Origin of the sequence: Azospirillum sp. A29, assembly GCF_042604625.1 — a bacterium.
GTDB lineage: Bacteria > Pseudomonadota > Alphaproteobacteria > Azospirillales > Azospirillaceae > Azospirillum > Azospirillum palustre.
The window spans coordinates 111,868-134,049 of the sequence record NZ_CP170470.1 but is presented as its reverse complement, the minus strand read 5'-3'; the positions used below and the strand labels follow the sequence as shown (position 1 = coordinate 134,049).

At 64.1% G+C, this 22,182-nt stretch carries 23 protein-coding genes and 3 tRNA genes; 8 read left to right on the top strand and 18 right to left on the bottom strand.

The features are described from left to right. Positions 1 to 15: 15 nt before the first annotated feature. The gene (locus ABNQ38_RS36295; RefSeq protein WP_377811798.1) at positions 16 to 576 is read right to left on the bottom strand and encodes a hypothetical protein; all 561 of its coding nucleotides are present in this window, start codon (positions 574 to 576) and stop codon (positions 16 to 18) included. Positions 577 to 806: 230 nt separating this feature from the next. On the opposite strand from ABNQ38_RS36295, the gene ABNQ38_RS36290 reads away from it, so the two are divergent. Then, positions 807 to 2,399, top strand: a complete 1,593-nt coding sequence (locus tag ABNQ38_RS36290; protein ID WP_377811797.1) for a DUF6538 domain-containing protein — start codon at positions 807 to 809, stop codon at positions 2,397 to 2,399. 207 nt (positions 2,400 to 2,606) lie between these two features. On the opposite strand, the gene ABNQ38_RS36285 is transcribed toward ABNQ38_RS36290, so the two are convergent. Beyond that, complete coding sequence (locus ABNQ38_RS36285) at positions 2,607 to 3,314, bottom strand: hypothetical protein (protein WP_377811796.1); 708 nt, start codon at positions 3,312 to 3,314, stop codon at positions 2,607 to 2,609. 607 nt (positions 3,315 to 3,921) lie between these two features. Here ABNQ38_RS36285 and ABNQ38_RS36280 point away from each other — a divergent pair. Both ABNQ38_RS36280 and ABNQ38_RS36275 read left to right on the top strand, forming a co-directional pair. After that, the gene (locus ABNQ38_RS36280; protein WP_377811795.1) at positions 3,922 to 4,584 is read left to right on the top strand and encodes a hypothetical protein; all 663 of its coding nucleotides are present in this window, start codon (positions 3,922 to 3,924) and stop codon (positions 4,582 to 4,584) included. Between the two features lie 193 nt (positions 4,585 to 4,777). After that, positions 4,778 to 5,332 (top strand): recombinase family protein, encoded by a 555-nt coding sequence (locus tag ABNQ38_RS36275; RefSeq protein WP_377811794.1) that lies wholly within the window; start codon positions 4,778 to 4,780, stop codon positions 5,330 to 5,332. A 452-nt stretch (positions 5,333 to 5,784) separates the two neighbouring features. On the opposite strand, the gene ABNQ38_RS36270 is transcribed toward ABNQ38_RS36275, so the two are convergent. From ABNQ38_RS36270 to ABNQ38_RS36250, 5 genes are all read right to left on the bottom strand, one after another. After that, positions 5,785 to 5,860, bottom strand: a tRNA-Glu gene (locus tag ABNQ38_RS36270). Positions 5,861 to 5,906: 46 nt separating this feature from the next. Continuing rightward, positions 5,907 to 5,982 (bottom strand) — tRNA-Glu (locus ABNQ38_RS36265). Positions 5,983 to 6,051: 69 nt separating this feature from the next. Next, positions 6,052 to 6,127 (bottom strand) — tRNA-Glu (locus ABNQ38_RS36260). A gap of 55 nt (positions 6,128 to 6,182) precedes the next feature. Further along, a complete protein-coding gene (locus ABNQ38_RS36255) occupies positions 6,183 to 7,205 on the bottom strand; it encodes a threonine aldolase family protein (protein WP_377811966.1) in 1,023 nt (340 codons plus the stop codon). Positions 7,206 to 7,232: 27 nt separating this feature from the next. Continuing rightward, positions 7,233 to 7,553, bottom strand: coding sequence for a hypothetical protein (locus tag ABNQ38_RS36250; RefSeq protein WP_377811793.1), 321 nt, complete (start codon positions 7,551 to 7,553; stop codon positions 7,233 to 7,235). A gap of 52 nt (positions 7,554 to 7,605) precedes the next feature. Here ABNQ38_RS36250 and ABNQ38_RS36245 point away from each other — a divergent pair, with 52 nt between their 5' ends. The 3 genes from ABNQ38_RS36245 to ABNQ38_RS36235 all read left to right on the top strand — a co-directional run bounded on the left by ABNQ38_RS36245 (position 7,606) and on the right by ABNQ38_RS36235 (position 10,938). Then, positions 7,606 to 8,679: an RluA family pseudouridine synthase gene (locus ABNQ38_RS36245; protein WP_377811792.1), complete on the top strand. Its 1,074-nt coding sequence runs from the start codon at positions 7,606 to 7,608 to the stop codon at positions 8,677 to 8,679. A gap of 161 nt (positions 8,680 to 8,840) precedes the next feature. Beyond that, the gene (gene rpoH, locus ABNQ38_RS36240) at positions 8,841 to 9,731 is read left to right on the top strand and encodes an RNA polymerase sigma factor RpoH (protein WP_376966495.1); all 891 of its coding nucleotides are present in this window, start codon (positions 8,841 to 8,843) and stop codon (positions 9,729 to 9,731) included. Between the two features lie 199 nt (positions 9,732 to 9,930). Further along, positions 9,931 to 10,938: a GNAT family N-acetyltransferase gene (locus tag ABNQ38_RS36235; protein ID WP_377811965.1), complete on the top strand. Its 1,008-nt coding sequence runs from the start codon at positions 9,931 to 9,933 to the stop codon at positions 10,936 to 10,938. Between the two features lie 7 nt (positions 10,939 to 10,945). Here the strand turns inward: ABNQ38_RS36235 and ABNQ38_RS36230 are convergent, their stop codons facing one another. From ABNQ38_RS36230 to ABNQ38_RS36185, 10 genes are all read right to left on the bottom strand, one after another. Then, complete coding sequence (locus ABNQ38_RS36230; protein ID WP_377811791.1) at positions 10,946 to 11,290, bottom strand: gamma-glutamylcyclotransferase family protein; 345 nt, start codon at positions 11,288 to 11,290, stop codon at positions 10,946 to 10,948. Beyond that, a complete protein-coding gene (locus ABNQ38_RS36225) occupies positions 11,283 to 11,669 on the bottom strand; it encodes a bleomycin resistance protein (protein ID WP_377811790.1) in 387 nt (128 codons plus the stop codon). The genes ABNQ38_RS36230 and ABNQ38_RS36225 overlap by 8 nt, the downstream gene beginning before the upstream one ends. Positions 11,670 to 11,676: 7 nt before the next feature. Then, the gene (locus ABNQ38_RS36220; RefSeq protein ID WP_377811964.1) at positions 11,677 to 12,468 is read right to left on the bottom strand and encodes a PhzF family phenazine biosynthesis protein; all 792 of its coding nucleotides are present in this window, start codon (positions 12,466 to 12,468) and stop codon (positions 11,677 to 11,679) included. Positions 12,469 to 12,538: 70 nt separating this feature from the next. Then, positions 12,539 to 13,552 carry a threo-3-hydroxy-L-aspartate ammonia-lyase gene (locus ABNQ38_RS36215; protein WP_377811789.1) on the bottom strand — a complete coding sequence of 338 codons (1,014 nt, stop codon included), beginning with the start codon at positions 13,550 to 13,552 and terminating at the stop codon, positions 12,539 to 12,541. A gap of 43 nt (positions 13,553 to 13,595) precedes the next feature. Next, a complete protein-coding gene (locus ABNQ38_RS36210; RefSeq protein ID WP_377811788.1) occupies positions 13,596 to 14,030 on the bottom strand; it encodes a GNAT family N-acetyltransferase in 435 nt (144 codons plus the stop codon). Between the two features lie 4 nt (positions 14,031 to 14,034). Continuing rightward, a complete protein-coding gene (locus tag ABNQ38_RS36205) occupies positions 14,035 to 14,286 on the bottom strand; it encodes a DUF1127 domain-containing protein (protein WP_244592324.1) in 252 nt (83 codons plus the stop codon). Between the two features lie 345 nt (positions 14,287 to 14,631). Continuing rightward, entirely contained in the window at positions 14,632 to 15,282 is a 651-nt protein-coding gene (locus ABNQ38_RS36200; RefSeq protein WP_377811787.1) for a DedA family protein, read from the bottom strand. Between the two features lie 198 nt (positions 15,283 to 15,480). Continuing rightward, a complete protein-coding gene (locus ABNQ38_RS36195; protein ID WP_377811786.1) occupies positions 15,481 to 16,449 on the bottom strand; it encodes a zinc metalloprotease HtpX in 969 nt (322 codons plus the stop codon). A 253-nt stretch (positions 16,450 to 16,702) separates the two neighbouring features. Further along, positions 16,703 to 17,200 (bottom strand): ferritin-like domain-containing protein, encoded by a 498-nt coding sequence (locus ABNQ38_RS36190; RefSeq protein WP_377811785.1) that lies wholly within the window; start codon positions 17,198 to 17,200, stop codon positions 16,703 to 16,705. 272 nt (positions 17,201 to 17,472) lie between these two features. Next, positions 17,473 to 18,507, bottom strand: coding sequence for an aldo/keto reductase (locus ABNQ38_RS36185; RefSeq protein WP_377811784.1), 1,035 nt, complete (start codon positions 18,505 to 18,507; stop codon positions 17,473 to 17,475). A gap of 133 nt (positions 18,508 to 18,640) precedes the next feature. On the opposite strand from ABNQ38_RS36185, the gene ABNQ38_RS36180 reads away from it, so the two are divergent. Continuing rightward, positions 18,641 to 19,567, top strand: a complete 927-nt coding sequence (locus ABNQ38_RS36180) for a LysR family transcriptional regulator (RefSeq protein ID WP_377811783.1) — start codon at positions 18,641 to 18,643, stop codon at positions 19,565 to 19,567. Between the two features lie 41 nt (positions 19,568 to 19,608). Here the strand turns inward: ABNQ38_RS36180 and ABNQ38_RS36175 are convergent, their stop codons facing one another. After that, entirely contained in the window at positions 19,609 to 21,039 is a 1,431-nt protein-coding gene (locus tag ABNQ38_RS36175) for an MFS transporter (protein WP_377811782.1), read from the bottom strand. Positions 21,040 to 21,181: 142 nt separating this feature from the next. Here ABNQ38_RS36175 and ABNQ38_RS36170 point away from each other — a divergent pair, with 142 nt between their 5' ends. Further along, positions 21,182 to 22,096, top strand: a complete 915-nt coding sequence (locus tag ABNQ38_RS36170) for a LysR family transcriptional regulator (RefSeq protein ID WP_377811781.1) — start codon at positions 21,182 to 21,184, stop codon at positions 22,094 to 22,096. The last annotated feature ends 86 nt before the right edge of the window (positions 22,097 to 22,182 follow it).

Below are 22,182 nucleotides of genomic sequence, written 5' to 3'. Positions count from 1 at the left end.
GAGTTTAAAATTTGATTACGTAAGCAACTGTCGAAGCTGCAAAGAAATTCTCACAAATTCTTTCCCTGCGATAAATGGAATGCATATTCCAAAGCTTAAGAGTAGAAACTCCCAGCTTCTAACTATAGCAATCTGATCAACATTACTTCCGGCAAAAAATGTGCAAGCAAACATCCCAAAAATCATCACGCCTATAAGCGTTCGCATGATGTAACGTTTCGCATCGCGCTCGACATTTCTTCTCCAGTGAAGATCATGCGCAACCATTACCATCCAGAACAACATGCTGGAGATACCTGAGATTCCTCCACAAATCATGCCTGCATATGCGAGTTCTAGAGTCTCCCCATAATTCACTGTAACTATGCTAGATGTAATCTCAACAATACTGAAGAATACAAAACAATTAAATGTAGATTTTGAGACAAACACAACCCGACCATCTGGTCGACACGTAAATTTCACAAATCGAAATGTGAAAAAAGTGAATAGTTTCGCCACTATTCCAGCATGGACAAGCGCCGCAATACTTCCAATCTTTTTTGCTAAAATTAAAATCAACAAGATGATTTCCATTGGCTCACACCTCCCCGATAAAAACTGTGAGGATAGGATGTTGGAGTGCCCAATTGGAATCAATGTTGAACGGAGTCGGATAAGACGACTTTACGGAGGAAATGGCGTCCCCGACGGGAGGGGATTGCTCGTTGCCCTGGAGGCGTTGATAAGCCTAAACCTGTTGCGTAGCAAGCACTTTTATGCCCTTCTGTGTGCTACTTTGCTGTGCTACTCTCGGGGCAAACTCAGTGCAGAAGCGTTCGGTTAAGGGACTCTATGAGCGGGAAGGCACATGGTACTACCGCAAGGTCGTACCGACGGACCTTCAGAACGAATATCCGGGACGCCTTCTGCGTGGTTCGCTGGACACCAAGGACAAACGGGAAGCAGAGCGGCGCTTGCACGCGGTTCTAGCGAAGCTGGACGCAGAGTTTCAAGAGCGCCGCAAAGCCCGTCAGGAAGCCGCTGAGTGCATTGCAGAAGAAGCTCGCAGGGTTGCTGCGGAAAAGACCTTCCTCGCATCTCCGGCCTTTGCACAGGCCGTTAAGGAGATTAGCGCAACCAAGCCAGACTTCTACGAGATTATGGAGCTTGGCGACCATCGTGGCGGGCGGGAACCGACGCGGGAAGAAGCCATCGCTATGCTGGATGAGCAGTCTGCCAATATGCCGGAGGCAGAACGCGAAATCCGCATTCAAGCGCTTATGAGCAGCGCCTCAATCGTTGACGAGCCTTCAGTAGAGGAACAGCTAGACTACCTTAAGGATACTCTTGCTCGTATCCAGTACGAGCGCACACAAGAAACTAGTTTTGTGAGCGGCCATTATGAGGATGGCACGCCCATGTTCGGCATTCCCGAGCGCTATGTTAATCAAGTAAGGGGGTTCTTGGTTCAGCTTCTCGACGCCGAAGAGAAGAAGCTTAAGGCCCAATACGAAACGCTGCTGTCCCGTTCCGCTGGCAGTCAGGATCAACGCGCAAAGCTTGGTGAGCTTCTTCAAGATTGGTTGCGGGAGCGTAAGCCTGCCAAGACAACAGAGAGCGACGCCAAGGGCGCTATTCGGCACTTCGAGGAAGTTAACGGCGCCCTGCCCTACGCCGATATAACGCCGCAGCATATTATTGACTACAAGAACCACCTTATCAAACTAGACAAGAAGTCACAGACCAAGAGGAAATATTGGGGCCTTATGCGAGCAATCTTCAATGTTGCATGCAGCAACCAGAAGATAAAGAAAAGTCCCTTTGAAGGGGTTTCCTTCAATCCGCCGGATGATAGCGTTATACGTCAGGATCTCTCTAGATCTGATCTAGCCGCAGTATTCTCAAAGCTGGAAAAGAAAAGACATGATTGGTGGCTTTTCCGCCTGTGCCTATACACTGGCGCACGGCTTAACGAGGTATTCCAACTTGATGCGAACGATATTCAAAACGAAGACGGAGTAACTTATATCAACTTTACAGACCAAGGCGCAGGACAAAGCCTTAAGACCAAGAATTCTCGCCGTGCAGTTCCCGTTCATAAGCAACTACTATCCGATGGATTTCTTGACATGCTACCGAAGGAAGGCCGACTGTTTACGCACGGGAATAAATCCGCTGCATCCAAACGACTTAACACCGCAATCGACAGCGCTGGTGTCAAAGACGAAAGCAAAGCCTTTCATTCTCTTCGTCACACCTTCAAGAGCGCTTGCCGGGCTGCTGGCCTGGACGAAGACACACATGATCGTCTGACGGGCCACAAGAGTAGCCATGTTGGAAGGAGCTACGGCACTCACAGCATTGCTGCACTGAAGGTCGCGATAGACAAGGTTGCGTTTGGGATTGAGCACGATTAAGCGCCCAATCCCGAAACTAGTTTTAATGGTATCGGCTGAAGCCGGGCGGCACCCACTCAGGATGAAGCCGTCCGGCAAGCTGGTCACGATCAAGCTGCGCTTCCACAGCTCCCGTGATCGGGTCGAGGATCGGGGTTCCGTCAACGTCTCGCCGTACCGGAGAATACCGGCGACGGTTCGGACGTACCCAAGCCCAAGCAACGTCACTCATGCCGCCACCTGTTCGGGCTGGTGGCGCTTTGGCCTGTACGCAAAGGCCCTTTGTAGCTCCGCTGGTGCGGTTAGCTCTTGCCAGCCTGTAGCGTAGCGGGAGACAGGCCCAAGGCTATGGGAGACGCTGTGGCGAGGCCCTATGACGGCGCCCTGGTTGGAGGCTTTGATTCCAAGGTGATCGCACCAACGAATACGCTTACCGCCTTCGTTGAACGAGGCATCCGGATCAATGCCCTTCATGAAGTAGCGGAGCGCACCGAGCCGCTGATTGGCGGTACGGAAGAACTTGGGAAGCTTGGTCCACTTGTCGTGTACCACCTCGACCGTACAAGGGTTGCCGGTGTGACCCGGAACCATAGCGTCGAGTTCCGAAACTAGTTTTCTGAAGAGCGTGAGCTTATTGTTGTAGTCCTTCTGCGGAATATGGACAGCAAAGTTACTGTGAGTGCCTAGCTTCTCGCCATATTCGACCGTGTACAGGTAGTTGAACGGAATACCTTCGCGTTCGCACCATGCCCGAAGCTTGCGGATAAAGGCTTCTTGGCGAGCAAGTAGAAGTTCAGGTTTCCAGTCTTCCGTCTTGTTCCACGCAATTACGAAGAATATAGCGAAGGGCTGGTTGATGTGCTCTGAGAAATCGAAAGCATTAATAAGCTGCACGATACCATGCCGACTGATGCAGTCGGTGACGTAGTTGGTCAAATTTATCCTGTGTCTGTTGGTCTGGGCAATGGCGCTTCGCGCCAGCCAGAGCAGAGGGTTAAAAGTCTAAGAGAGGATAATCTAATACTGGATCGCAGTGCGAACCGTGCTGAACCCATTGAAGGGCCTTGCCCGACGGAGGGTCCGACGGGTCAGGAATCATCAATTTTTCGGGTAGCGGGCATCTATAAAGCACATCGCCGAAGGAAGCGCAAGATCTTTTTTCGGAAAATTGTCCGGGACGTTGGGAGGTAACAGGACTGGCAGGACGACCACCGCTTGAGGGCACGTGCGGCAAAACGCGCAAGAACGGCTCACGCCTTGCAGCAGCTACCATAATTATTCAGTAAATACAAATAGTTACCTCGTAATTGGCTTGTCCCAATAGCCGCCATCAAGCCGGTAGCGAACATGGTAACAATAGGTCGGACGAACCTAGCCCATGCCCGTATATCGAATGCGGGAGGGGGTGGGTGGCCCTGGCACCACCGGGTTATCGAAACTAGTTTTGGCATAAGCCAAGCAATCATAAGGCACAATGCACATGAACGGAGTTCAAATATCAAGCATAGCTCATAACGCTTTTACGATTATACATGACGAATTCATGCTGCAAGCCGTCGTAGAAAAGTGCATGGAAGCGCAGCAGCACATGCCATTTCTCCTCGGCATTGTAAAGAAGCAGTCGTTATCAAAAGGACTTCTTCAAGCTGTTGCTCCACTTGAGCGACTTGAGCAGTTGAATAAGGCAACTGCCGAATTTGCAAAAAAAGAAGTTCAAGAGAAGTTTCCCACACTGCTTTCTCACTCAAGTGTCGCAATGTGGTCTGCAATCGAGGCAATGGTAGAGGATTTACTAATTGGGTTTGCGGATAGCGAAGCCGGTTTTCGAGACAGACTGTCTTTGACTTATCCAAGACTGAAAATCAAGGACGGAGTTAATAATTCTCGGATCATTGAGCGGTGGGAAAAGGAGCTTCCCGAGAAAGCGGTTGGCGACCGTTATCTTTCGATGATTCGTTTCTTCGTGCCTGATATTAGTTTTGACCAAATAAAGCTAGACTGCTTGAGTGAACTTGCAGAGTCGCGCAATGCGATTTTGCATCGCGCTGGTGTCGTTGATGAAAGGTTTATCAGCAAAGTTCCAACAAACCATTATAAGCCTGGAGATACCATCAAAATTACAAGAGAGCGCTTTATGGATTACCACGATGCTTGCGCTTCATTTTCTCTGTTGTTTCTCACAAAGGACATGATTTTAAAGCCTTAATCGGCAAACCCGCACACAATTGGCGACTTCGGAAACCGGCAATTCGTTTCCGTCTCGATAGTGTATACCCAAGCAAGACGGTTCGGCGAGACAGCAAGGCTCAAGCTTTGCCTGTCTTATTTGGGTTGCCAGCGCCTTTGCGAGACGCTATAGGGAAAGGGTCTAGACCCAAACAAGACAGGAAGCCAGCGCCATGGCCGTTTACGGATATGCCCGAGTCAGCACCCATGAACAGGACTTGGCTTTGCAGGAAGAAGCCTTGCGCAAGGCAGGCTGTGACGTGATCCGGGCGGAGAAGGTCAGCGGCACCAGCCGCACCGGCCGGGCGGAGTTGGACACGCTCATGCAGTTCCTTCGCGCTGGCGACGTTCTCATGGTCACGCGCATTGATCGGCTTGCCCGGTCCATTGGCGACCTTCAGGACATCGTGCGAGAGCTACGGGAGAAAGGCGCATCGTTGAAGGCTACCGAACAGCCGATTGATACCAGCACCGCAGCCGGTAAAGCCTTCCTCGACATGCTGGGCGTGTTTGCCGAGTTCGAGACCAACTTGCGTCGGGAACGGCAGATGGAGGGTATCGCCAAGGCCAAGGCGGCAGGCATCTACCAGGGCAGGAAGCCGCAGATTGACGCTGAGCAAGTGCGCAAGCTCAAGTCCGAAGGGCTTGGAGCGGCGGAGATTGCACGCAAGCTTGGCATTGGCAGGGCCAGCGTCTACCGCTTGTTGAATGATCCGCAGGCGTGCTAGTAATTTCGCACCCCAATCTAGCCGCCCAAACAGATTATCAGATTAGATCAGAAGCACCCGAACAAATACACAAAGGATCGTTAAATGTCTAAAGAGGCTTCCTTAGCATTAAACTTCATATCCGGCATATTAACGATAATCCTGATGGGAATTATCAATCTAGACTATCATCGCTTTGAGGACTTAGACTTCGCGATTTACATCTTACTTCTCAATGCCGCAGTCAGCTTTGTTATAGCCAGCCGATATAAAGGCAAGTGAGGTCGGGCAATCCGGCGACGGCAACTCGCAGAACTTGGGGAAGGGCAGGATAGCGCCGCTCCGGCGGCGCATGCACCCACAGCCGAACTGAGGCTGTGTTACTTCTGTGCTACCTACTGTGATACTTCGCTGTGATACCACAGGCGCCGGATAGGCGCCTAACCACTTGAAATAAAAGAAAAACCGCGAAGTGGCGTCCCCGACGGGAGTCGAACCCGTGTCGCCGCCGTGAAAGGGCGGTGTCCTAGGCCTCTAGACGACGGGGACGTTGTATCTTCAAGCCCGCGCTCAACAAACGCATCCAGCGCGTGGATGGCGTCCCCAAGGGGAGTCGAACCCCTGTTACCGCCGTGAGAGGGCGGTGTCCTAGGCCTCTAGACGATGGGGACGTCTGGTCCCGATGCATGGCATGCGGCGGTGGAGGCTGCCACCGACCGCGCGACCCAACCTTGGAAGGTTGGCGTCCCCAAGGGGAGTCGAACCCCTGTTACCGCCGTGAGAGGGCGGTGTCCTAGGCCTCTAGACGATGGGGACGTCATCGGCGTGGGCGGGTTTCTAACCAAGCCAGCCCCGCCGATCAAGCCTTTTCTTAGAGTCGGCGCAAAATACCCAGCAACCCGTCCACCGCCGCCGCCGGCGTGTCGAACGCCGTCACGAACCGCGCCGTGCCATCGTCCCAGCGATAGAAACCGTAACCCGCCGCCTCCAGCGCCTCGGCGTAAGCCGCCGGCAGGCGGACGAACAGCTCGTTGGCCTCCACCGGATGGGCCAGCTCGACGCCGGGCAGCAGGGTCAGGCCGGCGGCCAGCCGGTCGGCCATGGCGTTGGCGTGGGCGGCCAGCCGCAGCCACAGCCCGTCCTCCAGCCAGGCGTCGAGCTGCGCCGACAGGAAGCGCATCTTCGACACCAGATGGCCGCCGCGCTTGCGGCCGAAGCCGAAATCCTCGGCCATCGCCGGGTTGAAGAACACAACCGCCTCGGCGGCGAGGCAGCCGCCCTTGGTGCCGCCCAGCGTCAGCACGTCGACCCCGGCGCGCCACGTCACGTCGGCCGGCTTGCAGCCCAGCCGGGCGATGGCGTTGGCGAAGCGGGCGCCGTCCATATGCACGGCCATGCCGTTGGAATGGGCGACCTCGACCAGCGCCTCGATCTCCGCCGGGCTGTAGACGGTGCCGGCCTCCGTCGCCTGGGTCAGGCTGAGGGCGGCGGGCTGGACGCGGTGGACGACGCCGACGCCGGCCTTCGCGATGTGGTGCTGCACCGCGTCGGGCGTCAGCTTGCCATGCTCGCCGGCCAGAGGGACCAGCTTGGCGCCGCCGGTGAAGAACTCCGGCGCGCCGCATTCGTCGATGGTGATGTGCGCCTCGTCGTGGCACAGCACCGCGCCATAGGGCGGCACCAGCGCCGACAGCGCCAGCGAGTTGGCCGCCGTGCCGGTGGCGACGGGGAAGACGGCGACCTCGGTCTCGAAGATCGCGCACAGCCGCTCGGTCACCCGCGCGGTCCAGGGATCGTTGCCATAGGGCGAGGCGGTGCCGGAGGACGCGGCGGCCAGCGCCGTCATCACCTGCGGGGCGGCACCGGCGACGTTGTCGCTGCGGAAATCATGCATCATCTGTGTCCGGATAGGGGGAAACGGTCACTTGCCGGCGGTCACCGTCGCGGTGACGGCGCCGTTGCGCGGGTCGATCAGATACAGGCGGTCCGGCCCCTGCGGCAGGGTCACCTTGAACAGGACGCGGTTGCCGACCGCCAGCATCTCGCCGATGCGGGCGCCGGCCGGAACGTCCAGCGTCACCTCGGCCGGGCGTTCGGCCGGAACCGCGGCGGTGGAGGAGGGGCCGGTCAGCGAGGCGCGGTTGGGGTCCGACATCCGCTTGTACAGCTCCACCCCCAGAAAGGTGAAGCCGGCGAGGATGAGAACGCCCATGATGACGATGAGTGCCTTGAGGATCTGCACGGTTTGGGGTCCACTCCCGGACGATTGAAACAGGACGCGATACGCAACGCCGATGGCCGCCAACACACCGGATGACCACATGCCGGACGACCTGTCCGACGATTTGCTCGATGCGGACGACGACGCCGGCTCCCCCGCCGATACCGCTCCCCAGCTGCTCGCCCATACCATCCCCGACGAGGCGGCGGGCCAGCGGCTGGACAAGGCGTTGGCGGCGGGCCTGCCGGACCTGTCGCGGTCGCGCGTGCAGGCCCTGCTGGAACAGGGCTGCGTGCGCGGCGACGGCCGGACGATAACGGACGCGTCCCTGAGGGTCAAACCCGGCCAGACCTTCGAGGTGCAGGTTCCGGGGGCGGAGGCCGCCGAACCGGTGGCGCAGGACATCCCGCTCGACGTGGTGTACGAGGATTCCGACGTGCTGGTGATCGACAAGCCGGCCGGGCTGGTGGTGCATCCCGCCGCCGGCAACCCGGATGGCACGCTGGTCAACGCCCTGCTGGCCCATTGCGGCGACAGCCTGTCCGGCATCGGCGGGGTGCGGCGGCCCGGCATCGTCCACCGGCTGGACAAGGACACCAGCGGCCTGATGGTGGTCGCCAAGAACGACCGCGCCCACCATGGCCTCAGCGACCAGTTCGCCGACCGCACGCTCAGCCGCACCTATCTGGCGCTGGTCTGGGGCGTGCCCAACCCGACCCAGGGCCGGATCGAAGGCAACATCGGCCGCAGCAGCGCCGACCGCAAGAAGATGGCGGTGGTCACCGGCGGCGGGAAACCGGCGGCCACCAAGTACCGCGTGCTGAAGAGTTTCGGCATGGCGGCCTCGCTGGTCGAATGCGTGCTGGAGACCGGGCGCACCCACCAGATCCGCGTCCACCTGACCCACATCGGCCATCCGCTGGTCGGCGATCCGCTCTATGGCCGCGGGCGGTCGGGACGGCCGGGCGGCAAATTCGCCTCGCTGCTGCCGGAACCGGTACGGTCCAGCCTTGTTGGGTTTTCGCGTCAGGCGCTGCACGCCGCGGCCCTGACCTTCCGGCATCCGATTAGTGGCGAAATTGTGGCATTCCGCTCCTCAATTCCGGCGGATATTCATGAACTAATTGTCACCCTGGAGTCGGTTTAAAACGGTACACCGGGAAATCTTTCTTGGTTAGACTCAGCGTCAATGGCGAGGTTCCTTCGCCCGCTCATTGCGAGGGGCCTATGGAACCCGCGCTGAAGAGCGGCGGCGGCCCCTGAAATCCTTCGGATGGGACCGCCGGCTGTCAGGAGAGGGGTTATACCATGGCGACGGCATCCAACCTTCCGGCGATCGGGTCCGAGAGCAATCTGTCCCGCTATCTCCAGGAGATCCGCAAGTTCCCGATGCTGGAGCCGCAGCAGGAATACATGCTGGCCAAGAGCTGGCAGCAGCATGAGGATTCCGGCGCCGCCCACCAGCTCGTCACCAGCCATCTGCGGCTGGTGGCCAAGATCGCCATGGGCTACCGCGGCTACGGCCTGCCTTTGTCGGAGCTGATCTCCGAAGGCAATGTCGGCATGATGCAGGCGGTGAAGCGCTTCGACCCCGACCGCGGCTTCCGGCTGGCGACCTACGCCATGTGGTGGATTCGCGCGGCGATCCAGGAATACATCCTGCACAGCTGGTCGCTGGTGAAGATGGGCACCACCGCCGCGCAGAAGAAGCTGTTCTTCAACCTGCGCCGGCTGAAGGGCCAGATGCAGGCCATCGAGGAGGGCGACCTGTCGCCCGAGCAGGTCCACGCCATCGCCACCAAGCTGGACGTGCCGGAGCAGGACGTCGTCAACATGAACCGGCGGCTTGCCAGCCCCGACCATTCGCTGAACGCGCCCTTGCGGGCGGAGAGCGAGGGCGAATGGCAGGATTTCCTGGTCGACGAGACCGCCAGCCAGGAAATCACGCTGGCCGACCGCGAGGAGCTGGGCAAGCGCCGCAAGCTGCTGGCGAACGCCATGACCGCGCTGAACGACCGCGAACGCGACATCCTGACCGAACGCCGCCTGCGCGAGGCGCCGACGACGCTGGAGGACCTGTCGCAGAAATACGGCATCAGCCGCGAGCGCGTCCGCCAGATCGAGGTCCGCGCCTTCGAAAAGCTGCAGAAGGCGATCAAGGCCGCCGCGGTGGAGCAGAAGATGGAGAGCGAGGCGTAAGGCGGGACCGGACCGCAGACGGCTCAAGATACCGGTCACCCGGACCCGCATTGGGACCCGCATTGGGCCGGGCCCTCCGGCCTGCCCGGCGGCGGCGAGATGTTCCGCTTCGAAAAGAACATGTGAGACCGGCCTGAAGCCTTTACAGCCGCCACCCGCCCGGACATAGTTGCACGATACAACCATGTCCGGAACCGCCATGGCTCCCCAGCCCTCCGTCTCAGCCCCCCTCGCCAACAGGGATGCCGTCCTGCCGATCCGCGACGCGTCGCGCCGGATCGTGCGCGAACTCGGCTTCATGAAGCCGACCCTTGCGGGAACGGAGCTGCCGGCCTCGGCGGTGCATGCGCTGATCGAGATCGGCAACCGGGGCGGCCTGACCGCGACGGACCTGTGCGACCGGCTCAATCTGGAGAAATCGAGCGTCAGCCGGATGCTGCGCAAGCTCATCGACGGTGGGGATCTGGCCGAGGTGAGCAGCGATACGGACGGACGGTCGAAGCGTCTTACCCTGACCGCGCAGGGGCGGCGGACGCTGGCTGCCATCGACGCCTTCGCACATGAACAGGTCGGCGGCGCACTGGCCTGCCTGCCTGCCGCCGACCATGCCATGGTGGTGGAGGGGCTGCGGCTGTACGCGGATGCCCTGCAAGCCCGCCGGGCCACACCGGGCAACGAATCGAAGGCGGCGGCTCCCCTGGCCGTGCGCATCGAACCCGGCTATCGGCCTGGACTGCTCGGCCGGGCCGTGGACATGCATGCTCGGTTTTACGCCCGTGATCATGGCTTCGGCGCCGTCTTCGAAAGCAGGGTCGCCGCCGGGCTGGCGGATTTCCTGCCGCGACTCGACCGTCCCTGCAACGCCGTCTGGACGGCGCTGGACGGCGACCGCATCGTCGGCACCATCGCCATCGACGGGGAAGACCTGTCTACCGACACACCAGCTCCCCGCATTGCCCATCTGCGCTGGTTCATCGTCGAGGACGGGCGGCGCGGCGGCGGGCTGGGCCGGCGGCTGCTCGATGAAGCGGTGGCCTTCGCCGACCGCACCGGCTTCGCCGAAACCCGGCTCTGGACCTTCCGCGGGCTGGACGCCGCCCGGCGCCTTTACGAAGCCGCCGGCTTCGTCCTTGCCACCGAATCGCCGGGCAGCCAGTGGGGGACCGAGGTGACCGAGCAATCCTTCGTCAGGCCTCGCCGGTCCTGACGGCTCCTCACGCCTTCACATAGACCCAGGCATCCGCCCCCGACCGCAGCCGGACCATGACGCGCCTGTAATCCGCGACCTCGTAGGAATCGGCAGCGGCCAGTTCTTCCGGGGTAATCTCGAACAGGGTCCCGGCGACCTCGTCGGCCGGATCGCCGCTTTCGCTGACCACGGGGTGGAAGCGCTTGCCGCTGGTGCGGATCACCTCCGGATCGGTGATCTCCAGCATGTCGCAGCGATAGCCCGGCAGGGCGTCCGCCCGCCCGGCGAGACGCCGGCCGAAGGAGGCCAGCTGCACAGTCTCCTGCTGTAAGGTGCCGTAGGAGAACAGAAGGACCCTATCGTCAGCCATCGACGCCCCTCCCCGCTTCCGAACCGACCCGCAGCAGGTTGCCGTCGGGATCGATGTGGGCGAACTCGCGTAGGCCATAGGGGGTGTCGGACACCGCCGTCAGCCGGCCGCCGGCTTCAGCGGCCTTCCACGCCGCATGGAGCGCATCGGCATCGCTGACATAGAGGTAGCAGGCGACGACCGAGCGTTCGGGATCGAGGTCCGGAACGCGGGTCAGATGCAGGCCCACCCCGCCCCAATCGAGGAAGCCGTAGACGGGATCCGCGGCCGCCTCGTCATAGGCGGTCACCGTGAAGCCGAGGCTCCAGTAATGGGCGAGCGCCGCGCGCACGTCGCGCACCGGCAGGATCGGCGCCACCCGGTTGAACTGGACGGTCATCACAGCCTCACACCAGGATCGAGCCTTCGAGATACAGCACCGCCTGCCCGCCGATCCTCACCCGGTCGCCGGCCAGTTCGCACAGCAGCTCGCCGCCGCGGGCCGAGACCTGACGGGCCTTCAGCACGGTCTTGCCCAGCCGCTCCGCCCAATAGGGGGTCAGCATGCAGTGGGTGGAGCCGGTGACCGGATCCTCCGGAATGCCCTGGGCCGGGGCGAACAGCCGCGACACGAAATCGACCCCGTCTTCTCCCGGCGCAGTGACGCAGACCGCCCACATGTCCAGCTTCGACAGCAGCGCCATGTCCGGCGTCAGCGCCCGCACCGCGTCGGCCGAGTCGTAGACCACCAGATAGTCGCGCCCGCTCAGGATCGCGACCGGTGCCGGTCCGCCCAGCGCCGCCAGCAGATTGGGGTCGGGGGTTTCCGCCGGCTGGGGCGGGCGGTTGGGGAAGTCCAGAGTGTAGCGGTCGCCGTCGCGGGTGACCGTCAGCGTGCCGGCCTGCCGGGTGGCGAAGTCCATGCGCTCGCGGCCCGGCTCCAGGATGGTGGAGATGACGAAGGCGGTCGCCAGCGTGGCATGGCCGCACAGCTCGACCTCCACCGCCGGGGTGAACCAGCGCAGCTCGAACTCCGTGCCGCTGCGGATGAAGAAGGCGGTCTCCGCCAGATTGTTCTCCGCCGCGATGGCCTGGAGCTGCGCGTCGGGCAGCCAGGACCCCAGCGGCACGACCGCCGCCGGGTTGCCGGCGAAGACGCGGTCGGTGAAGGCATCGACCTGATAAATGGGCAGGCGCATGGCTTTCCCGGTCATGAATGGGGATCCCTTACGTCTTGGGGGAACTCGGTTCCCTCGAAGAGGAGTAAACTCAGCCCGCCTGGACCAGCGAGGCGAAGCGGGCGAGGTCGACGTTGCCGCCGGTGACGACGATGCCGACGCGCTTGCCCCGCACGTCGAACTTGCCGGACATCACCGCGGCGGCGGCGAGGCAGCCGGTCGGCTCGACCAGCATCTTCATCCGGCTGGCGAAGAAGCGCATGGCATCGACCAGCTGGTCGTCGGTGACGGTCACGATGTCGTCGACCAGCCGCTGCAATACCGGGAAGGTCAGCTGGCCGACCGCGCGGCTCTGGGCGCCGTCGGCGATGGTCTTGGGCGCGTCGATGCGGACGATGGCGCCGCTGCGCAGGCTCTGCTGGGCGTCGTTGCCGGCCTCCGGCTCGACCCCGACGACGCGGCAGCCGGGATTCAGCGTCTTGGCGGCAATGACGCAGCCGGACAGCAGCCCGCCGCCGCCGGTCGGCACCACCAGCAGGTCGAGCGGCCCGCCCGCCCGCCCCGCCTCTTCGATCAGCTCCTTGGCGACGGTGCCCTGGCCGGCCATCACATGCGGATGGTCGAAGGGCGGGATCAGCACGCCGCCCCGCTCCTCCAGCACGCGGGCGACGGCGGCGTCCGGCGGCTCGGCATAGCGGTCGTACAGCACCACGTCGGCGCCATAGCCGCGCGTCGCCGCCAGCTTGGCCGCCGGGGCGTCCTGCGGCATGACGATGGTGGACTTCACCTTCAGCATCGACGCCGCCAGCGCCAGCGCCTGGGCATGGTTGCCCGACGAATAGGCGACGACGCCCAGCGCGCGCTGAACCGGGGTGAAGCGCGACACCGCGTTGTAGGCGCCGCGAATCTTGAAGGCGCCGGTGCGCTGGAAATTCTCGCACTTGAACAGCAGCTCGCCGCCGGTCAGCGTGTCGGCGGTGCGGCTGGTCAGCACCGGCGTGCGGTGAGCGACGCCGGCGATCCGCTCCGCCGCCCCCGCCACGTCGGCATAGGAGATGGCGAGGCCAGTCGTATCGGCCACGGCGCTGGTGATCGTGTCGGGCATGGCGGCGGTGCTCCCCCTCACCCCGGTGTCTTGTTCCGGAGCCTTATTCCAGATCGGTGAACAGGAAGGCCTGCTCGTGCCGCTTCAGCCCGGCCTGCTCGTAGAAGCTGATGGCCTTGGGCGCGGACAGCAGCAGGCACATGGTGCCCGGTCCCATTGCGTCGCGGGTGCGGCGCATCAGTTCCTTGCCGATGCCGTGCCCCTGAAGGGCACGGTCGACGGCGAGATCGGACAGATAGCAGCAATAGACGAAGTCGGTGATCGAGCGGGCGACGCCGACCAGCTTTCCGTCCGCCCGTGCGGTGATGATCAGGCCGGCGTTGCGCAGCATCGCCTCCACCCGGGGGCGGTCGCCCACGGGCCGGCGTTCCGCCAGCCCGGAGCGTTCAAGAACGTCGATGAACGCGTCCGCGCTCAGCTCCGGTTCGACCGCATAGTCGATTTGAACGGATTGTCCCTGAATGGATTGGTCGGCCATCGTCTCATCCCCGCCAGAACGGCTTCGACACCTCCTGCTCCGCCTCGGACCGGCTGATTCCGATGTCCTTCAGCAGATAGTCGTCGAGCCCCATCAATGCCTGACGTTGTTTGCGCCGTTCCATCGCGGAAAACAACACATCGAGCAACCGCCAGAGGGGACGGCGGGCGACACGGGTGACGCGGTTGGCGGCCGGAACGGCGCTCTGGGCTGCCGTGTAAAGGCCGGAACTGCGGGTCACATCGGTCTGGCGCATCGGATCCTCCATAATCTGGCGCACAACGCTCGAACAATCGAGACAATCAGGATTATGAAGACGAAATCGGCGGGGTCAAACGGAACATTGTCACCATTACATTTCCGATGTCGGATGTATCTTTTCGGCCACAGGCCGGCATGGCCCGCAAGACGGGGACAATGGGACAAGGACCGAGACAGTCAGGCAACGCGGCAGGACTGAGGAAACGCCTGGATTTTGACCGCATCCACCGGTGTCGGTTGGACGGCTGGGCGGGGCGACGGAGCGTTCATCGGCACAAGGGGTACAATCGGCCGGCTCAAAATGAGTTGTCACCGCGAACAGTCAGCTGCTACCAAACAGTTAGCAGCCCGTTCCTGCCGGCGATCCTTCGACGGGCGGAGCGGGCGCGCACGACCTCGCCGCCCCTTGCCCGATGCCGCCCTCGGCGGCCGGTGCGGGGCGGTTCCCCACGCCGCTCCTGTCGTAGCCGGTCCAGGCGAGATGGCCCGGCGACATCAGCAGCGGCGCCCAGATCACGGCCGACAGGACGTTGAACGCCTGAAACTTCCGATGGGGCATCGCCATCATGCCGGCCGTCGTCGGCACCACCGCACGCAGCGGGCCGATGAAGCGCGCCAGGAACACGCTCTTGCTGCCATGCCGGAGGAAGAAGGCTTCGCCACGGCCGCGCAGTTCGGGATGCCTGCTGAGAGGCCACAGCCGGAACATGCGCTCGCCGTAGCGTCGGCCCAGCCAGTAGGAGGTGGCGTCCCCCAGGATCGCGCCGCCCGCAATCGCCAGATAGACCGACCAAAAGTCGAGAACGCCCGCGGCGACAAGCGCGCCGCTCGCGGTCAGCATGACGACGCCGGGGATGAGAAGCCCGACGAGCGTCAGCCCCTCCGCGAAGGCCATCAGGAAGATGATGATCTCCGCCCAGTCCGCGTGCGTTTCGATGAAGCCCGCGAGCGCCGCCCCATAGGCCGCGAAATCCGGAAGCCCCGTCAGCACGGCGTCCGCGCCCGCGTCGTCTCGCGCGTCGAAGGGGGCTGGCAGCCGGGGCGGGGCGGGGGCGGGTCGATCATGACGAGGGCCTTTTCGCGGTTCAGGCGCTTCACAGCTGGGCCCGTCGCCATGGCCGTACAAGACCGCGCCGTTCGGTTTATGGCGCGGGGGCGAACAGGATGGCTGACCGCGGCTTGGCGGCGGTCAATGCCAAAGCCCGGACGCACGCCAGCGCGGTCGATGGGCAGGCGGCGCGAGGTGACCCGGGAGCGTGATCGACCGTGACTCCAAAGCCGGTCGCATGGATTCGACCTGTCGGAGTGCAAGAAGGCGCTCGATGCGCTCTTCGGTGGCTGGATGCGTGCGCAGCACCGACGGGTGCGGATTCCGCCTTCCGGGGAACAGCATGCGCTCCCAGAACCCGGGATCGTAGCGCTGGAGTTTGGCCAGGGCGGAGGCTAATCCCGCAGGGTCTCCGGTGATCGCAGCCGCGTCCAGGTCAGCGTCGAACTCCCGTGTTCGTGACAGAGTGAGTTGGATGAGCGTGTTGACGGTGGGCGCCCCGAGAAGCAGGGCGATCAGCAACCAGGAAAATTCCTCCTGCTCCGCCAGCATCGACGGCAGGGCCAAGAACAGCAGGACGATGCCGGTGGTCGCCATGGCTCCCGTGATCCGGCTGATGATGTCGGCCAGCCCCATGATGAACAGGTCATGGTTCCGGACATGGCTGACCTCGTGGGCCAGGACGCCGACGAGCTCACGCAGGTTCATGGCCCTCAGGAGGCCGTCCGTCAGGACGATGGCACTGCTGCTCGCAGAGCCTACGGCAAAGGCATTCGGCACCGACGTTGGCAGGTAATGCAGTTCGGGGATACTGCGCAGCCCAGCCCGCCGGGCCAAAGCCGCGAGCGCGTCCTGAACCTCCGGAAGCTCGGATCGGCGAAGGCGGCGGGCGCCGTAGAGCCTCAGGATGACTTGAGGCGAGATGGTGGGGCTGAACGCCAGCGCCATTCCGATGAGAATGATAACCCACAGGATCCCCGCCGGTCCAAAGAGCAGCCAGCCGATAGCCGCGGCGAGCAGAGTCAGGCCTCCCACCAGCAGGATGGACTGCACCACGTTGCGGAGCTTGTGTCGACGAAGCTCCTGCTCATTGAGTTGGAGCGCGTGCATGGTTGCCCGTCTTCCGGGTTTGCTATGCATGCAGATTTCGGAAATGCCTGCCGCCCGATCAAGACAGCATGCCATCGTTGCGGCCTGTTCCACCAACTTGGCCTCGGCCCAAGTTACCCCTGGCGTCGGTCCCGCCGCTGCAAAATCGCAGGACATCGACAGGAGGAGCGCCCCCCTTTTGGCCAATCTGCGCTGAGTGAGGCACCATGGTGGCAAGCGGCGGCCGCGCATCGGCACGGCCGCCGCCGACCGATCACGCCGCCTTGAAGGCGCGCTGATTGACTTCGCCTTCGGCAAGCTGGGTCAGCTTCTCATCCGTTGCCTTTTCCTCGCTGAGCGTCTCATCGAGCAGCTTGGCGACCTCCGTCATCCCGCACGTCTCCGCCAGCGTCCTGAGGGAGCCGTAGCTGGCAATCTCGTAATGCTCGACCTTTTGGGCAGCCATGATCAGGGCGACATCGAGAACCTCCGGCGAGAGGCCCTGCTCCATGATCTCCTCGGCTTCCTCGATCAGTCCCTGAGTGGCTTCGCAGGTGTTGCCCGCGGGGTCGGCCTGGAGGATCTGGAAGATCTGTTCCAGACGCTTTACCTGCCCATCCGTCTCCTTGAGGTGGGTCTGGAATGCCTGCTGCAGCTGAGGAGATGACGCCGCCTCCGCCATCGCGGGCAGCGCCTCGAGGATTTGGGTCTCGGAACTGTATGCATCCTGAAGCTCCTCGATGAGGAGATCCTTGAGTGCTTCCTTGGACATGTGGGTGCTCCTGACGGCTGTTTCCGGTGAAGGCGGTTGGCGAGTGCGCCCAAACCTCAACAGGGATGCAGCGTATTCCTTGCGGCCAGAACTTCGGATTGGCCGTCCGTACAGCACGCACCGGTTGACCGCTATGACAGGACTGCGGGCATCGGTGATCACCGGTGCGCTGCTGTTGGCGGCCGGACATCCTCCGCACGGGACGTGCATCACGGGGTCTGGGCTTGTCGGCGCCGTTCCGACGGAGGACGCCGTCAGAAGCTCCCAAGACCTCAGACGGGCATCGGATTGAGCCGGGCGAAGCCCTCTTGCGTGCGGTACGGGTAATAGGGATAGGCGGGCATCACGTCGCTGGCCGCGTCGAGACGCGCGATCTGACCGGGTTCGAGCGTCCAGCCGACGGCCCCCAGATTGTCCCGCAGCTGCGCCTCGTTGCGGGCGCCGACGATCACCGAGGAGACGGTCGGCCGCGCCAGCAGCCAGGCGATGGCGACCTGGGGAACGCTGCGCCCGGTCTCGGCCGCCACGGCGTCGAGCGCGTCGACGATGCGGTAGAGGCGCTCCTCGTCGACGGGCGGCCCCCATTGGGCGGTGTCGTGGAGGCGGCTGCCCTCGGGGATCGGCTGGCCACGGCGGATTTTGCCGGTCAGTCTGCCCCAGCCGAGCGGACTCCAGACCAGCGCGCCGACCTTCTGGTCGAGGCCAAGCGGCATCAGCTCCCATTCATAGTCGCGCCCGGTCAGCGAATAATAGACCTGATGCACGACATGGCGCGGCCAGCCATGACGATCGGCGATGGCGAGCGACTTCATCAGCTGCCAGCCCGCGAAGTTCGAGGCGCCGATGTAATGCACCTTCCCGGCGCGGACGAGCGTGTCCAGCGTGTGCAGCACCTCCTCCACCGGCGTGAAGGCATCGAAGGCGTGCAGCTGGAGCAGGTCGATATAGTCCGTCCCAAGCCGGCGGAGCGCCGCTTCCACCGCGCCGATCAGCCGGTGACGGGAGAGGCCCGCGTCGTTCGGCCCGTCGCCCATGGGCAACCCGGTCTTGGTCGAGATCAGCAGCTTGTCGCGCCGCCCGCGGATGGCGGCGCCGAGCACCTCCTCAGAACCTCCGTCCGAATAGACGTCGGCGGTGTCGAAGAGCGTGACGCCGGCATCGAGGCAGATGTCGATCAGCCGACGGGCATCCTCGACATCGCTGTTCCCCCAAGCCGAGAACAGCGGCCCCTTGCCGCCGAAGGTGCCGGTCCCAAAGCTGAGCGCGGGCACCTTGAGGCCCGATGCGCCGAGTGTCCGGTACTCCATGTCCTGTCCTTCCCTGATCGAGGCTGTCACGGCCGCGCCGCTGGCTACGGTCGATTGCCAAGGATATAGCCGACGGAGCAGCTGTGAATTAGGCTGCCGCCAGTCTCAGGACTTATGACGTGGGGTCATCGTTGTGACGCGGATAGAGGTCAACCGGGCGGCCGAGATGGAGGTCTTCGCGCGGGTCGTCGATCTCGGCGGCTTCACCGCGGCGGCCCGTGCCTGCGGCCTCACGCCATCGGGCGTCAGCAAGCTCATCACGCGGCTGGAGACACGGCTGGGCACGCGGCTGCTCCACCGGTCGACACGGCGCCTCAGCCTGACGCCGGAAGGTCAGGCCTTCCACGCCCGCGCGCTGCGGATCCTGGGAGAGATGGAGGAGGCCGAGCGGGAAGCCTCGGCCGGTGCGGCGCCGCGCGGACACCTGCGCGTCAACAGCAACGTCCCCTTCGGCATGCGCCACCTGATCCCGCTGGTGCCCGAGTTCCTGGCCGCCCATCCCGGCGTCACCATCGACCTCGTGCTGTCGGATGCGGTGGTCGACCTGATGGAGGAGCGGGCCGATGTCGCGATCCGGACCGGCCCGCTGCGCGATTCCAGCCTGATGATCCGCAAGCTGGGAAGCACGCGCATGGTCGTGGTCGCCTCCCCCGCCTATCTGGCGCGGCATGGAACGCCGGAACACCCGGAGGACCTTGCCCGGCACAAGGGAATCGGCTGGACCTTCCCGCGGGCCATCGGCGGCTGGCCTTTCAGGACCGAAAGCGGAAGCGCAGAACAGATCGAGGAACATGTGCCGCCCATCGTCGCACGGGCGAGCGACGGGGACGCCGCGCGCCTGCTTGCCCTGGGCGGCGTCGGGCTGGCGCGTCTGGCGCGTTTCCAGGTGGAGACCGACATCGCCGCCGGTGCGCTTGTGCCGGTGCTGGACCGAATGAACCCCGGCGGCAGCGAGGACATCCACGCCGTCTATCTCGGAGGTCCGGGCCCCCTGCCCGCCCGCGTCCGCGCCTTTGTGGACTTCATGGCAAGCCGCTGCCAACTGACCGACGAGCGATGACCGTTGACCGGGGTGCAATCGCGGGGCACCCGGCCCAACCTTTACCGCCGACCCGCCGTCCGGACGGCGAGGAGGAGCGCCACGGCGATCAGCCCGGCCGAGACGGCGAAGGTCGTCCGCGTTCCCGCCGCGACGGCCTCCGGCGCCGCGACGGCCACCTCCGTCCCCACCCCCAGCGTGAAGAGTGTCCCCATCACCGAGGCGCCGGTGATCAGCCCCAGATTGCGCGACAGGTTCAGCACCCCCGACACCACGCCGCGGCGGTCCTTCTCCACATCGGCCATCACCGCCGTGTTGTTGGCGGTCTGGAACAGCGCATAGCCAGCGGTGACGACGACGAGCGGCCCGACATAGCCGGCCACGCCGAACGTCGCCGGCAGCAGCGCCAGCAGCACACATCCGCCTGTCGTGGCACTCAGCCCCAGGATGGTCATGCGTGCCGCGCCGAACCGGTCGACCAGCCGTCCGGCCGGCACGCCGGTCAGCGCCGACACCAGCGGACCGGCCGACATGGCTACTCCGACCATGCCCGCCTCCAGCCCCAAGGCACGGGCGAGATGGAACGGTCCCACCACCAGGGTCGCCATCAGCACCGTCGCCACCAGCATGCTCATCGTCAGGCGCCCGCGCAGCGTCCGATCACGCAGCATCTCCAGCCGCAGCAGCGGCGACGCCGTCCGCGCCTCCACCGCCAGGAACAGCCCGGCTCCGCCGGCCGCCGCCAGCAGAAGTGTCAGGTCGGACCAGCCGAAGCCGCCGCGCCCGCCGGTCATCGCCAGCGCGTAAATCCCCAGCGTCAGGGCCAGGATCAGCGTGCCGGGGCCGTCGAAGCTCCCCCGCCCCGCCCCGCCTGCAGTCTCCACCCGGTCGGCCGGCAGGCAGCGCCGCACCAGCAGGAAGGCCGCGACGCCCGGCGGCACGGTGACCAGGAAGATCGCCGGCCAGCCGAAGGCCGCGATCAGCAGGCCGCCCAGCGTCGGGCCGAGCGCGGTGCCGACCGCCGATGTCGTTCCCATCAGCCCCATCGCCCGGCCGATCCGCTCCTTCGGCACCGCATCGCCGACGAAGGCGGTGGCGAGCGCCATCATCGCGGCGGCCCCCAGCCCCTGCACCGCCCGGGCCGCCACCAGCATCCACAGGCCGGACGCGGCGGCGGAGGCGGCGGAGCCCACCGTGAACAGGGCAATCCCGGCCAGCAGCAGACGCCGCCGCCCGACGATGTCGCCCAGCCGCCCGACCCCGACGATCAGCGTGGTGATCGCCAGCAGATAGGCCAGCACCACCCACTGGACCTCGCGGAACGGCGCGTCGAACGCCAGCGCCAGCGCCGGCAATCCGACATTGGCGATGCTGATGCCGAGCGACGACAGCAGCATCGCCAGCGCCAGCCCCGCCAATCCCCCCTGCGCGACCAGCCCTCGCGCCGTTCCGCCCGCCGCCTTCGCGGCCTGCTCCGCAACCGCTTCCCTCATGACGCCTCTCCTTCCCGAATGACAGGCATCCAGGCTAGGGCGCGGGGTGACAGGGCGGAACGCGCAGCATCCGCACTGTATTCGTGCATCCGACGCCATGTCCCGGCAGCGTCGGCGGCCGGCCCGTGCTACGCTCCGGCGCATGACCGCACCCGACCTCAACATGCTCGTCACCCTGGACGCCCTGCTGGCGGAAGGCAGCGTCGCCGGTGCGGCGCGCCGGCTGCGGCTCAGCCCGTCGGCGATGAGCCGGGCGCTGGCGCGGCTGCGCGAGGCGACCAGTGACCCGCTGCTGGTCCGGGCCGGGCGCGGCCTCGTCCCCACGCCGCGCGCGCTCGACCTGCGCGACCGCGTCCGCCTGCTGGTGCAGGAGGCGGAGGCGGCACTGCGCCCGGCCGAAAATCTCGACATCGGCCGGCTGGCCCGGACCTTCACCCTGCGGACCAGCGACGGCTTCGTCGAAAGCTATGGCGCGGCCCTGCTCACCCTGGTCGCCGCCGAGGCGCCCGGCGTCCGCATTCGCTTTCTGCCCAAGCCGGACAAGGACAGCGGCCCGCTCCGCGACGGCTCGGTCGATCTGGAGACCGGCGTGGTCTCCGCCGGCAGCGGCCCGGAACTGCGCACCCAGGCCCTGTTCCACGACCGCTTCATCGGCGTCATCCGCCCCGGCCACCCGCTGGCCGCGGGCGGGATCACCGCCGACCGCTTCGCCGCCGGCCGCCATGTGCTGGTGTCGCGGCGGGGCGACGACCGCGGGCTGGTGGACGAGGCGCTGGAGCGGTTGGGGCTTCGGCGCGATGTGGTCGCCACGGTCGGCGGCTTCGCCGCGGCGCTGGCGCTGGTGCGCGGCACCGACCTGATCGTCAGCGTCCCCGAACGGCACACCGAGGGGCTGCGCACCGGCCTCCACGGCTTCGCCCTGCCCTTCCCCGCGCCGGAGGTCACCGTCTCCCTGATCTGGCACCCCCGCCTCGACGCCGACCCGGCCCACCGCTGGCTGCGCGGCTGCATGCGCAAGGTCTGCGCCTCGCCATCCGGGGCTGAAAACCGGGAATGATGTGACCCAGCGCGATATGACTGGGAGCGATATGACCGGCGGGGCCATTGCGCACCGGCGCACCGTCGCCCTATGCTGATATATCA